Below are 13826 nucleotides of genomic sequence, written 5' to 3' on the forward strand. Positions count from 1 at the left end.
GCGGTTCGGGAAAAGCAAGTGAAGGCCATCTTGATTGGACCGCCCGGTCGGGTAGGAGCACACAGGCTTGCATGCTTGCCGCCAAGTTCGCGACTCCGCGCATCGCACCGGAGCAACTCATACGCGAGAGCATCAGCGTCGGATCACGGCTCGGTATGGCAGCCAACCGGTACCTCGAGGCAGGTGATCCTGTGCCATCAAAGGTGATGAACGCTCTGATGGCTGACCGGCGGCACCGTCGAGTATCTGGTGGATGCGGTTTTCAACTATCCGACGTTCGCGGAGGCTTACAAAGTGGCGGCGTTGGAGGTGATGAACAAGATGCGCACGCTCAGCCGGTTCCGCGCCTAGGCCACGGCTGTCTCGGTCCCCGACCATACCGATGATGTTGCGCCGTAAGCACAACCAGCGAACCGGTGGCGGGTTGGGTGATAATTAACCCATACTTTCGCCGAAAGGTCACTCGCCCTCCCGCCCAACTAGGCGTGCAGCCATCGACCGCACTGAGAGGAATAAGACGGGCCACGGACCCTGCGTGAGCCAATCTGAACCTCAACACGAGATCACTGCGGATCCAGCGTGAGCGTTGGCGTGGATCGTCATCGCCTGCCGGATTGCGCGGTTGATGACGTGCGGTGCTTCGTGCTGCAGCATGTGACCGGCTTGCGGAACGTGCAAGTGGGCGGCGCCGGGGATGCCGTCGGCCAGTTCGCGGGAATGCACGGGCGGCGTCAACGGGTCGGCACCTCCACTGACAACGACTGTCTGCGCGCGGACCGAGCCCAAGGTCCGGTACACGTCGTAGTCATATAACGTGGGCAGGAATCCAGCGGCGGTCGATATGGGTGTAGTGGCCAGTGCTTCGGCGGCGGTGGTGGCAAGAGTTGCGCGCTGCGCGGCTCCACAGCTGCACCATCGGCTCAGCGCCGCGCACACGGGCCCTGCCAGCATTTTTATAGCCGGGTCGGGGGTGTGCTGAATGAGCTTGAACAGCACAGGTGTGGCGGGTGTGCCCAGTAGCCGGCCAAGACCGCGTTGGGCGAGTTTTCCGGCGGCGGTGGAGACCAGGACCAGCCCGTGGGGATCGACGGTTCGTTCGCTGGCGGGACGGCTGAGGTAGCCCAGCGCCACCATTGCGCCCATGGAGTGGCCGACGAGGGTCAGTGGCGCGGTGACGTTCAGCGCGGTAAGCACCTCGTCGAGGTCAGCGGCGAGCCGATCGATCCGGTAGGTGCCCATGGGAGCGGCGCTTGAGCCGCCGTGACCGCGGTGGTCGTAGGCAATGATCCGCGTGCTGTGGCCGTAATGCCTTAGCAGGTAATCGATTTGGCGCGTCCACGAAGTTCGAGAAAGGCAGAAACCATGCAGGAAGACGACGGTGTGGGTACGGGTGGGAGGGTCGTAGTCGCGCAGGGCTAACTGCACGCCGTCGCCCGTGGTGATGTGCACATCCTTGTGGCGCCGGCGGATCGGAGCAAAATGCGATCGACAATGGTCCCCCCGCAACACGGGGTAGGGGCGGGCGTCGCGATCGCGGCTACGAGTAGTGCTGATACGACCGCTTGCTACCGCGTTCATAAGCGGTCGATTTCACGGGACAGGCGGGCCCGCTCGAGATAGTACGGCGGGGAAGGCGGGGGCCGATGGGGTGCATTCGTCGTCCCCGCCAACGCTCGCCACAGGCTGGTGACGAGCCGTTGGCCGACCCCATGACGCTGCGGCGCCAGAGCGGCTGCGGTGCTGAAAGCGAGTTCCTGTTCGGTGATCAAAACCTCAGTGGCCCGCACCTCAACCGGCGGGACGCCCGCCCGAACCTGAGGTAGCGCTTCATCGAGGGTATTTGCGGTCGTGGCGGATGCCCTTGGTCGCTCCTGCATTGCACTCGTCTCCATGCCGTATCGGGCCAACGAAGCCATACCGAGTCAGTGGCATGACTATCCACGACTGACGTTTTACGTTTGTTGTCATTATGCGGCAACAGCGACGCTGGAGTCAAGGTATCTCAATAGACTTTGACGTACTGATACGTCATACAACGTATGACGTAATATGTACTATGTCCGCGGCCTGCCCCTGCAACCGGAAGTCAAACTCACCACGATCGTCGATGCACGCGAGCAGTTCGTCCGAAATAGCGGAGGTCGGGGCGGCGTCTCAAGATTTGGAGATCAGCCATGAAAAAGACCAGCTCTGTCCTTGCCGCCGCCGTGGCCATCGGGACGGCCATCTGCATTACCATTGCGCCGCCAGCGGCAGCCGATCCCACTTCCGACTGTCAAACCGTCGGCGGTTCGACAGTGTGCGCACAGGGCGGTGACGTCCGCGGGGGTAAGTCCGGGGTCTCACCCGGTCCCGCCTCGGGGTCGCCCGGTGGTGGCTGCACAAATGCGTACGGCAGCTATCAAAATTGCAACGCTGGACGTTGATTTGAAGCCTCAGATCCTGGCTGCCGCTGAGCGCTGCGTCGAGCGTCATGGGATCCGTAAGACCACGATGGACGATGTTGCGTCCGAGGTTGGATTGTCGCGGCCCAGCGTCTACCGCTACTTCGCTGATCGCGACGATCTGCTCATCGAGCTGATCACGCGGCATTCGCGAGAGTTGATCGGCCGAGCACACAAGTCCATTTCCCGGCAGCCTTGCGGATCAGATCGTCGAGGGTCTCCTCTACATCGCCGAGCACGCCCGACAGGACCCCTGACACGCCGGGGTTTTGCCGTGGTTGGCAGACGGTTGATCCTTACCGTCATCGGAACACGGATCGAGTGTGGAACCAAATGGTCCTCAATGAGGCTTCGAAGGTACCGCTCGTCGATGTGCCCACCGTAGGCGTGCAGCCAGGTTGTGCACTGTTGCACCAGATCGGATTGCAGGGCGATTCGTTTGATAACGGCCGATTTCAATAGGCCCCGGATCGCTGCAAATGGTTCGCCAGCGCCGATTGCCATAAAGACGTGGTTGCATTCAACGGCGCTCAGGTACGGCTTGACGGCGTCGGCGAGTGCCCATGCCAGGTCGGTTTCCTGCACGATTCCTGTCGTGGTCAACACCCGCCAGCATTTCCACCCCGCGCAAGGATGGAGCCTACGGCCGCCCCAATCGACGAGCGGTGCAGGGGTTTTGGTAACCCACTACGGAACGTGCCGATCATCCGATGGTCAAGCCCGACTTTCATGTCAGCGAAGAGCCTTCACGAGTTCCCACCGGCAGACGAGGCGCGATCTTCCCTCATCGGACTTGACCTGGATCAGTATGGTGCCAACGTCCGTGACAGTGCCGACATGCACGCCGTCGCGCACCCTATCGCCTAGCTGAAATTTCACTTGCACCCTCCACTGCTTCTAGAACCATCGCCATTAGGGAACTCTTTGCCGTTTGCACGTCATGGCCATCGCCGTCCGTAGTCGAGCCGGGGGACGGTCAACTCACGGCGGGCATGCCAAGAGAGCTTGCCTCTCCCCATGCGCCAATAGACCTTGTACCCAATCGCGTTTGTGTCGACGATGATGCCGACACCGCTGGTGTTGCCGGCCCGTAACAGCACGCTGTCGCCGATAACCGGAAGGCGTGGGTTGCGTCCAACAATCATCGCCAGCCACCTCCCGATCGATAGCTGATCTCAGCGATGAACCGGTGCCCTCGGTTATCTACAACGTCCCACGAATAGGGACCACGCAGCTGTGTAACGCCCAGCGTGTGGACGTTACGGCGTGCATCCATCTCCGAGCAGATACCGGCTACCCGGTGGCCGTCACTGGTGATGAGTATCCACATGACTACACCTATCGACGGGCGATCAACTTTACGATTGTCGACTGACGATTAACGTCTTTTGTCAGTATGCCCGATCGCTGCCGAGTGTCAAGAGCCATTGACCATTGGATGTGGTAATTGGACGAGTAACGCATCTCGTAATCTGTCGCAACAGATGAGGTGCGAGCCAGCGTCGAGGTTCAGCCGGTTTCGTCAGACGCCAAGTGGTTCATCTCCGGCGCAGCGCTGATAGTGATGTTGCCTTCGAGCGCAATCCAGCCGGGTGGGCGATTCGCGCCCGTAACTAAGTGCGTTGGGCACGATGTGGCGACTCGCGGTGGTCAGGCGTTTACCTGTGCGTTTGAGCCGGCGAAGGCAGGAGCGACGAAGCGACGCAGTATCGACCGGTAGCGCCTGACGTCGGCTTCGCCATCCTCGAGACCACGCATCAGCATCGTCCCCAGGCCGCCCAACCACAAGTGGATGTCCGCCCGGGACAGCCCACGCGGCAGTTCATTGTTAGCGACGGCGGCATCGATGAAGGGATCCCAGAGCTCGGCTCTACACATTTCCGACGCCCCTGAAGTAATCATTCGTCGGCCGAGACTCGTGGCATCGGGGTCGATCACATGCCGCGTCAGGGGGTCCTGTCGGGCGTGCTCGGCGATGTAGAGGAGACCCTCGACGATCTGATCCGCAAGGCTGCTCTGCCGCGAGATGGACTTGTGTGCCCGAGCGATCAACGCGCCCGAATGCCGTGTGATCAACTCGAGGAGCAGATCGTCGCGGTCGGCGAAGTAACGGTAGACGCTGGGCCGTGACAATCCAACCTCGGACGCAACATCGTCCATCGTGGTCTTGCGGATTCCGTGACGCTCGATGCAGCGTTCAGCGGCGGCCAGGATCCGCTCGCGTGCATCATCTGTGCTGGCGGCTGGCTGACTGCGTGATCCTCGCGGCATAGAGCCGATGTTACACGATACGTCTGACGTCCAGTGATGTATGGATCAGAAGTCTTGTGATTTCCGCCGACTTGACACGTAGCAATCGAGCTGGGAGACTAAACCACTGACATATTACGTTAATTGTCAGCACGTCATGCGGCATTCCTAGAGCCTGTGGGAAGAAAGAGTGCAATGACCAGAGTTGTCAAACGTATTTGGGTCCCAATGGTCATGGTGGTCGTGGTAGTCATTGCCACGTTCACGGTCTCGCGGCTGCACGGGATCTTCGGCTCAGACCCATACCGTCCGGATGCCGGTAACGCCGATGCGATCGTCCAGTTCAACCCCAAGCACGTTCTGTATGAGATTTACGGGCCCGCAGGCACAGTCGCCGACATCAACTATTTGGATGAGAATGCCCAGCCACAGCGCATCGATGCCGTTACTTTGCCGTGGTCGCACGAGCTCGTCACAACGCTGACCGCAGTTGCCGCTAACGTAGTTGCGCAGGGCGACAGCGACACCATTGGTTGCCGCATCACCGTCAATGGTGACGTGCGCGACGAGCATTCGGTGGATGCACACAACGCTCAGACATCCTGCCTGGTGAAGTCGGCATGAGCACGCGACACACCTTGCCCGCCAATACGGAGAAGCGCCCGTTCATCGCACGCACGATCCGGTTGCTGTGTGTGCCGATCATCCTCGGCTGGCTGGCGGTAACCATCGTGGTCAATGTTGTTGCGCCGCAGCTGGAAGAGGTCGGTGCTGAGCACTCGGTGGCGATGACCGCCAAGGACGCCCCGTCGACGATCGCGATGATGCGCATCGGCAAGAACTTTCAGCAGTTCGATTCCGACACCACAGCCATGGTGTTGTTGGAGGGCCAGGACAAGCTCGGTGATGACGCGCACCGGTTCTACGACACGCTGATCGACAAGCTTTCCCAGGACACGACGCATATCGAGCACATCAACAACTTCTGGGGTGACCCGCTGACCGCGGCCGGTTCCCAAAGTTCCGACGGCAAGGCCGCCTATGTGCAGTTGAATCTGCGCGGCGATCAGGGCGGCACCGAAGCCAACGAATCGGTGGCCGCGGTGCAGCGCATCGTCGACAGCGTTCCCCCGCCATCGGGGATCAAGGCCTACGTGACCGGACCCGGGCCGCTCGCCACCGACCGGCGCGTGTACGGCGACGAGGGTGCAAAGAAGATCACCTTCGTCACCCTGGCGGTGATCGCGGTGATGCTGCTGCTGGTCTACCGGTCGATCTTCAGCACTGTCATCATGCTCTTCACGATTGGGATCGAACTGGGGGCCGCGCGCGGTGTGATCGCCGTGCTAGGCAACAACAACCTCATGGGCCTGTCCACATTTGCGGTCAATCTGCTCATCGTCCTGGCGATTGCGGCCTCGACGGACTACGTGATTTTTTGGGTCGGCCGCTATCAGGAAGGCCGATCACGCGGCCTGGACCGTAAGGCCGCCTATTACAACATGTTTTCCGGCACCGCCCATGTGATCTTGGGATCGGGCCTGACGGTGGCCGGGGCGATGTATTGCATGAGCTTCACCCGGCTCCCCTACTTCCACAGCCTCGGCGCGCCGTGCTCGTTGGGTCTGTTGGTGGTGCTTGCGGCCTCACTGACGCTGGGGCCGGCGATCGTTGTCGTGGCCAGCCGGTTCGGGGTGTTCGACCCCAAACGAGCCCACCGCGAGCGGGGCTGGCGCCGCATCGGCACCGTCGTGGTGCGTTGGCCCGGGGCGGTGCTGGTGGCCACGACTGCGGTGGCACTCGTGGGGTTGCTGGCGTTACCGGCCTACACCACCAATTACAACGACCGCTACTACATCCCCGCCTACACCCCGGCCAATGTCGGCTACCACGCCTCGGATCGGCACTTCCCGCAAGCCCGCATGGAGCCCGAACTGCTGATGGTCGAGGCCGACCACGATCTGCGCAACCCGGCCGACATGCTGGTGCTCGACCGCATCGCCCGCGGCGTGTTCCACATTCCCGGTATGGCCCGGGTGCAGAACATCACCCGACCGCTGGGCACCCCGATCGACCATAGCTCGATCCCGTTTCAGATCAGCATGCAAAGCAGCCAAACCATCGAGAACCTGAAATACCTGCATGACGCCGTGACTAACCTGAACAAGGTCAGTGATGAGTTGCTGGTGACCATCAAGATCAGCCAACACATCGCCGACCTGACCCATCAACTCACCGGCGTCACCCACGATCTGGCCAGCCAAACCCATCAAATCCAATCCGACACCGAAGATCTGCGCGACCACGTCGCCGACTTCGACGACTTCTGGCGACCGATCCGCAACTACTTCTACTGGGAACCGCACTGCTTCGACATCCCGATCTGCTGGTCACTGCGATCGGTGTTCGACACCCTCGACGGCATCGACACGCTGACCGACGACATCGGCAACGTCACCAAGGACATCGACAAGGTCGACGTGCTGCTGCCGCAATTAGATGCCCTATTGCCGCAGTTGATCACCACCCTGCAGACGGTGCGAGGGCTGACGATGACGACGGCAAGCACGTTCTCCGGGTTGATCAACCAGATGGACGCGTTCTCGCAGAACGCCACCGTGATGGGCCAGGCATTTGACGACGCCAAGAACGACGACTCGTTCTACCTGCCACCCGAGGCGTTTCAGAACCCGGACTTCATCCGCGGCCTGAAGCTGTTCTTATCCCCGGACGGAAAGTCCGCGCAGTACATCATCACCCACAAGGGCGACCCGGCCACCCCTGCAGGCATCTCGCACATCGACCGGATCATGCAGGCCGCCGCCGAAGCGGTGAAGGGCACCCCGTTGGAGAACGCCAACCTCTACCTGGGCGGCACCGCGGCCACCTACAAAGACATGCACGACGGCTCCATGTACGACCTGATGATCGCCGTCACCGCGTCGATCTGCCTGATCTTCATGGTCATGCTCGGCATCACCCGAAGCCTGGTCGCCGCCGCGGTCATCGTCGGCACCGTCACCGTCTCGCTGGCCTCATCGTTCGGCCTGTCGGTGCTGGTCTGGCAGCACCTGCTGCACATGCCGCTGAACTGGCTGGTGCTGCCGATGGCCATCGTGATCATGTTGGCCGTCGGGTCGGACTACAACCTGCTGCTGGTCTCCCGCTTCCAGGAAGAGATCCATGCAGGACTGAAGACCGGCATCATCCGCGCCATGGGCGGCACCGGCGGTGTCGTCACCGCCGCCGGAATGGTGTTCGCCTTCACGATGGGCTCCATGATCGCCAGCGATCTACGGATCGCCGGCCAAATCGGCACCACGATCATGCTCGGACTGCTGTTCGACACCTTCGTCGTCCGGTCATTCATGACACCCTCGATCGCGGCGCTGCTCGGGCGCTGGTTCTGGTGGCCACGACGAGTACACACCCACGCCGCCCCGGCCGCAGGTCCAGCGGCAGAAGACTCAACCACCACCCAGCCGCTGAGCGTGGGTCCAATGAATCCCCAAGGGCGACAATGAGATTGGGGATGGTGTCTGCACTGGCGCCGATCGCGGCCGCGGCGGTCCTGCTAGCCCCCCCGGCGCACGCCGACGTCGACACCGATTTCGCCAATCAGCTTCATGGCTACGGCATTTACGGACAGAAGGATTACAACGCATGGCTGGCCAAGATCACGTGTGATCGACTCGGCAGCGGACGGGACGCCACGGCCGAGAAGTCCGCCGAGTTCCTGTCGCACAACCTGCCGCGGGGCACCACGACCGAGCAGACGTGGAAGTTCCTCGCCACTGCCATCGGCACCTACTGCCCTGACCTGACGGCGCGGTTAAAGGCAGTCGCGGGGCCTAATCAATGAGATCACAGGAGCCACAGATGCACCGACCAAGGCGCGTGCGACGAAAGAACGCAGGTAGGGTTCTGCGAGTCGGAATTGCCGTTCTCGCAGGCGCATTCGGGGCGATGCTGTTGCCCGGAAACGCAGCAGCCGACGCGACGGACGACTATCCCATCCCTCATCGGATGATTGTCACAACCTGCACGGCCGAGCAGATCCTTGCCGCTGCAAGGGATTACACGCCGATCTACTATCAGCGATACATCATTGATAAGCACAATAAGTCGCCGGAGGTTCAACAGGCCGCCATCGACAACGCGCACTACTTCTACTCGCTCAGCCCCGCCGATCGGCGCGCCTACTCCGAAGAGAGGGTGACGCATTTCGCCGATCCCATGACGGCCTCATGGCCGAACTGGGCAAAGGTCTTCTTCAACAACAAGGGCGTCGCCGCGAAGGAAACGGACCATTGCGCCGACTACCCACCAGACGACATGTCCGTCTGGGATGGGTGAGATGTATGAGGCACCTGCTGTCACCGTCGCGGTGGTTGTCGCGATGTGTGGCACCGCAGCAATTGCATATGCTGATCCAACACCCCTGGATGGACCGAGAACGACCATCGATGGCGATGGCACGTATGCGATTGGGACAGAGATAACGCCGGGCACCTACAGCTCTGCGGGGCCGGTCGGGGATAGCGCTTGTTACTGGAAACGCGTTAGCGGCACCAACGTTGTCGATAACGCGCTAAGCAGGAAGCCGCAAGTCGTTCAGATCGATTCGGATGATAAGTCTTTCAAGACCGATCACTGCCAGCCGTGGCAGAAGCTCGACTGCGCGACTAGCTGCCCACCCGCTGAGCCGGCTCGCCACGATGTCGTCGGCGAACTGAGGGGTTTCCTTCCCGGAGCAGGTAAGTGAAACGCTTTCCACACCATCACTTTTCGGCCGACCTACGGCATCTAAGGAGATCATCGATGAAGGACATCACGACACCGGTAAACATTGGCGCGATCGGGGTGCATTACGTCAAGACGAACTGACTCCAGAGGCGGCGGCCGACGTAGAGCGCCTTGGCTACACCGCATTGTGGATCGCGGGCACGCGCGACCCGGAGCTGACAATCGTAGATGCTGGAAGCAACCGAGACGCTTGCCGTGGCCACCGGCGTCGTCAACATCTGGCATATGAACGGCCGAGCCGTTGCCGACACGTACCACTGGCTTGACGCGGCTTACCCCGGACGATTCCTACTTGGTATCGGTGCGGGGCACCGGGAACATGGTGCCAACTTCCGCTCTCCGTATCAGGCGGTGGTGGACTACCTAGATGTGCTGGACGAGCGCGGCGTGCCCAAGCAACGGCGGGCGCTCGCCGCGCTCGGCCCGAGAATGTTGAAACTGGCCGCTGAGCGATCAGCCGGTGCCCACCCGTTTCTGGTGACATCCGGGTACACCCGGCGCGCGCGGGCTCTGATCGGCCCGGACGCGATGCTGGCGGTCGAGCACAAGGTGGCCCTCGGCGGCCTGCACAGCACCCGCGGCGCCGGTCGTGCAAATATCGCAGCGAACAATCTCGCGCTGGCGAATTACCAGGCGAACTTGATGCGCATGGGCTTCGCCGAAGAGGACTTGACCCACGTGGTAGCGACGAGCTTATCGACGGGCTGGTCGCGCAGGGTGACGCGGCGACCGCGGCGAAGCACCTGCGCGCCCAGCTGGACGCAGGCGCCTCTCACCTTGTCGTGAACGCGCTTCTAACGTCGAATCGGCTGCCCATCTTGACCGAGCTGGCACCCGAACTCGAGCTCGCGCGCGGGTAGAATGTGCGTGACCACGCGCTCGTCAAAATCGCTGACAACAGGCTGGCCGCTTCAGCCCCGACGAGCACCTGCAGGCTTGATCTCGGTAGTGCCGTCGGGGACAGCCGCCCGCCAGCCGCTGAAATCTCCTCGGTCATCGAAACCGTCTCTTTGTCAAAGCTGAGTCGACGATGACTGGTATACGCCCCCGTCACCACGTTGGCGATGCAAGATCATCGCCATCGCGGGCCGTATTAACAGACGAGGGATCGATCGATCACCCGGCGTTCGCGGGCCGATTCCGAGTTCCGCCTACGAGCAGCCCGGCGGCTCCGGAGCTGTCGAAGTTCACCAACGTAGAGCCTCTCCGATTCACCGCTGCCGTCAGCGCCCCGGTGGATGCTGTCGAGATTGACCGGAGTAGCCACCCAGCCGCTCGGCAGCAAAGGGCCTCACGGTCACGCCGCTCAGCGGCAGAAGTACCTCGGCGTTGATCAGGGTCATACTTATTCTGGTTTTCGTGTCATCGATGACACTTAGATGACACAAAAAACGAGACTATGACAATCTCTTTGAGATCTCGTTTGAGAACTGACACTCATCCCCCATCATGGGCCCAAGACTCACCCGGTCCACGCCTGCTCCTGACGGAACGCCGCAATGGCCACGTCCGTCTCGAAGGTGGGCGCGGTGATCCGCACGATCGACCGCGACATCTGGGTAAACACCAAATCGGGTGTGTGGCCGTCTATTGCGGCCCGGCCGAGGGTGATCACGGTCGAGGCCAACCCGGCCGCCGGCGCGGCACCCGGACGGTCGCTGACGATGATCGACGGCACGAACTGCGGCGGGCGGGAGCGGTCCACCACCGCGATGTAGGGCTGCGACAAAGCCGCCCAGCCCTGCGGCCCATCGGTGTAAATCACGATGCGCTCCCCGACCGCGGCCGCCCGCAGTAGCAGCTGGCGCGCGTAGAACGACGAGGTGTCCATCGCGATGCGGGTGGCGCGCTGCGGATCGGTCAACGCTAACATCACCAAATCGTCTGACAGGCACCCTAATTTGGGATCATCGTGCACGGCGGTGCCGACCAGGACGCCGGTCGGCCCGATCGGGATCGCCAGGGCCGCAGCATCATCCAGCGGGCGGGTGGGTAAGCGCAACCCCGGCCGGGCGATTGGGGCGGCGGAGAGTGTGGCCGCCTGCTGATCGCCGGGCAGGGTGTTCAGGTAAAGCGTCGGCGGCTGCGGCGGTCGCTGGGGATCGTTGCAGCGCACCGTGGCCGAGACGCGCACCGGTCCCGCGCCATTGCGGTTCGCGTCCGGGCACCTTCCGAGCGTCACTGTCTGCACCACGTCGTCGGTGCGCAGCGCCCACACTTGGTTCAGCGCGGCGGTGGTGATGTCCTCCGGCGAGAAGTAATACGTCGTCAAATGGCCCGGATGCGCGTTGACGTTGCGCCAGCCCACCTCCGCGGTTCCTGCGCCGCGCGATCCGGACCGGCCGCCACGCAACGCCGACCGGCTGCCGTTGCGCACGGAGCGGCCGGAATTGCGCGCCGCTCCCACGCCTGCCGCCCCGCCGGAAGCCCTCCGACCCGAAGCTGCCGCCGCACCGTCCGGTTCCGGAGCCGCCGCCAGCCGCGCACCCAACTCGGCCAGTGCCGCGTCGAGCTGATGTGCGCTCAGCGCGCTGGCGCGGATCCCCTCCTGCAGCAACCCATTCACAATCCGCTCGGTCGCGGCGGCGGCCGCCGCCCCAATCGAGGACCGGTAGGTCAGCCCGGGCACGGATTTCGTGATGTCCAGCCGCACGATCAGCCGGGTGCTGCGCTGACCGGCGGCGGGCCGGTCGGCCAGCAGCGTGGAATACAACGGCGGATAGCCGGTACCGCGGCGCACCCGCAGCCCCGCCGACACCACGTCGATCGATGCCAGGTGCAAACTGCCGGGCTGGTCGAGGAGCCCGGCCAGGATCCCCAGCGGCAGCACGTTTGGAGTGTGCGCGACGGTGGCCCCGCGCAATAGCGTTGGCGCGTAAGCCAACCCGGTGACGCTGACCATGGTGATTGCCTCGCCACCCTCGACCCGCACCCCGCACAGGCTGTCGCCCTGGGGCACGTCGATGGCGGCGGCCGCCGCCACGCCCGCCCGGCGGTGCCGCCGCCACCGCAGCGCGGCCAATGTCCACGCCACCATGTTTCGCCGATACACGGTCGGCATCAGCGCGATGACAGCGACCGCCCCCGCCAGCACTGCCGGCCACCATCCGGCCCGGTGCGGCGGCAACGCCACCAGCGCCGCGATGACGACCACCTCACTCACGATCACCGCCGAAATCGACGGCCGCACATTAAAAGCGGGCGTCTTCACAGCACCACCCCCGGCGCCGCGACCACGACACGAGACGACGCGCCCGTCACGACATCCTCCGGCGCAGCGCCACCGCCGCGGCGATCACACCGGCGACGGCAAGGGCCAGGCCCGCCCCCACCAACGCCCAGTTCCGCGGCCGCAGGTCCGGTCCGGGCGCCGGTGCCGGTACGTGCAGGGCGGTCGACAAATGCTCGACGGGCCTGGGGTCTCCCAACGCAACGTCGAACGTCAACGCCGCCACCGGATCTACCACGCCGAAGCCGACCTTGTTGTCCACGCCGCGCGCCGGGTTGTGCGCCGTCTCGGTGATACGCCGAGTCACTTGGTGCGCGGTCAGATTCGGAAACTTCGCCCGTACCAGCGCCACCACCCCGGTCACGTACGCCGTGGAGAAACTCGTCCCCCAGAAGCCGTCACCCATGCCGGGGTCGCGGTCCGGCAGCGCATTGACCGGTGCGCCGTTGACGCTGGACAGCCCTATGATCCGCCAACCCGGCGCGGCCACGCTCACCCACGGGCCGGCGATGGAATCGGGCATCGGCTGCCCGTCGGGGGTGACCGCCCCAACCGACAGCACGTAGTCGGAGAACCACGCCGGGGTGACGATGGTCTTCACCCCGCGCCAGTCGCGGGCATCCTGCGGGTTGAGCGGGTCGAACTCCGGGTTCTGTCCGCATTCCTGCTGATCGCCCTGGTTGCCGGCGGCGGCGACGATCACCACGTCCTTGTCTACGGCGGCGTAGCGCACCGCCGCGCCCAGCGCGTTCTGATCGACCGGGGCAGCGGCGTTGATGCATGACGCCAGCGAGATGTTCATGACCTTTACGCCCAGGTCGGCGGCGTGGCGGATCGCGCGCGCCAGGGTGAGGATGTCGCCGGCCTTGCGTTTGGCGGCGAGCTCCTCGCCAGTCGGGTGCGCCGGGCCGAACGCCACCGAGGACTGGCGAATCGAGATCAGCGTCACGTCCGGGGCCACCCCGACGATGCCGTCGGGTGTGCCCGGCGGGGGCGGCGGCACGATGGGCTGCTTGGCCTCCCCGCCGCCCGCGGCCGGCGCGTCGGGCGGGGGCGGCTCTTCCCCGGGCGGCGGGGGCGGTAGCGGCGGCGGCAGT

General features: G+C 63.5%; 11 protein-coding genes and 2 pseudogenes. 8 read left to right on the plus strand and 5 right to left on the minus strand.

The features are described from left to right. Positions 1 to 71 precede the first annotated feature (71 nt). Positions 72 to 176 (plus strand): annotated as a pseudogene (locus tag VE759_RS22960) (adenylate kinase); the annotation flags it as partial. A gap of 52 nt (positions 177 to 228) precedes the next feature. Continuing rightward, positions 229 to 351, plus strand: a pseudogene (locus tag VE759_RS20050) (hypothetical protein); the annotation flags it as partial. A 201-nt stretch (positions 352 to 552) separates the two neighbouring features. On the opposite strand, the gene VE759_RS20055 reads toward VE759_RS20050, so the two are convergent. Then, positions 553 to 1449, minus strand: a complete 897-nt coding sequence (locus tag VE759_RS20055; RefSeq protein WP_324935687.1) for an alpha/beta hydrolase — start codon at positions 1447 to 1449, stop codon at positions 553 to 555. 936 nt (positions 1450 to 2385) lie between these two features. Here VE759_RS20055 and VE759_RS22965 point away from each other — a divergent pair. Next, the gene (locus VE759_RS22965; RefSeq protein ID WP_414687964.1) at positions 2386 to 2829 is read left to right on the plus strand and encodes a TetR/AcrR family transcriptional regulator; all 444 of its coding nucleotides are present in this window, start codon (positions 2386 to 2388) and stop codon (positions 2827 to 2829) included. A gap of 347 nt (positions 2830 to 3176) precedes the next feature. Here the strand turns inward: VE759_RS22965 and VE759_RS22970 are convergent, their stop codons facing one another. Both VE759_RS22970 and VE759_RS20060 read right to left on the minus strand, forming a co-directional pair. Further along, positions 3177 to 3329: a mechanosensitive ion channel domain-containing protein gene (locus VE759_RS22970; RefSeq protein WP_414687961.1), complete on the minus strand. Its 153-nt coding sequence runs from the start codon at positions 3327 to 3329 to the stop codon at positions 3177 to 3179. 765 nt (positions 3330 to 4094) lie between these two features. Then, entirely contained in the window at positions 4095 to 4715 is a 621-nt protein-coding gene (locus tag VE759_RS20060; RefSeq protein ID WP_324935689.1) for a TetR/AcrR family transcriptional regulator, read from the minus strand. 174 nt (positions 4716 to 4889) lie between these two features. On the opposite strand from VE759_RS20060, the gene VE759_RS20065 reads away from it, so the two are divergent. From VE759_RS20065 to VE759_RS20085, 5 genes are all read left to right on the plus strand, one after another. Beyond that, complete coding sequence (locus VE759_RS20065; RefSeq protein ID WP_324935691.1) at positions 4890 to 5318, plus strand: MmpS family transport accessory protein; 429 nt, start codon at positions 4890 to 4892, stop codon at positions 5316 to 5318. Next, complete coding sequence (locus VE759_RS20070) at positions 5315 to 8218, plus strand: MMPL family transporter (protein WP_324935693.1); 2904 nt, start codon at positions 5315 to 5317, stop codon at positions 8216 to 8218. The genes VE759_RS20065 and VE759_RS20070 overlap by 4 nt, the downstream gene beginning before the upstream one ends. Next, complete coding sequence (locus tag VE759_RS20075; protein WP_324935695.1) at positions 8215 to 8556, plus strand: DUF732 domain-containing protein; 342 nt, start codon at positions 8215 to 8217, stop codon at positions 8554 to 8556. The genes VE759_RS20070 and VE759_RS20075 overlap by 4 nt, the downstream gene beginning before the upstream one ends. Before the next feature lie 17 nt (positions 8557 to 8573). Beyond that, on the plus strand, positions 8574 to 9050 hold the full coding sequence (locus VE759_RS20080) for a DUF5078 domain-containing protein (RefSeq protein WP_414687962.1): 477 nt from the start codon (positions 8574 to 8576) through the stop codon (positions 9048 to 9050). Between the two features lie 618 nt (positions 9051 to 9668). Further along, positions 9669 to 10286, plus strand: a complete 618-nt coding sequence (locus VE759_RS20085; protein WP_324935699.1) for an LLM class flavin-dependent oxidoreductase — start codon at positions 9669 to 9671, stop codon at positions 10284 to 10286. Positions 10287 to 10962: 676 nt separating this feature from the next. Here VE759_RS20085 and eccE read toward each other — a convergent pair. Then, positions 10963 to 12663 (minus strand): type VII secretion protein EccE, encoded by a 1701-nt coding sequence (eccE, locus tag VE759_RS20090; protein WP_414687963.1) that lies wholly within the window; start codon positions 12661 to 12663, stop codon positions 10963 to 10965. A gap of 94 nt (positions 12664 to 12757) precedes the next feature. Then, positions 12758 to 13826, minus strand: a 1069-nt coding sequence (locus VE759_RS20095; RefSeq protein ID WP_324935703.1) for a S8 family serine peptidase, incomplete at its 5' end; no start/stop codon positions are given.

Source organism: Mycobacterium sp., assembly GCF_035640695.1.
Lineage (GTDB): Bacteria > Actinomycetota > Actinomycetes > Mycobacteriales > Mycobacteriaceae > Mycobacterium.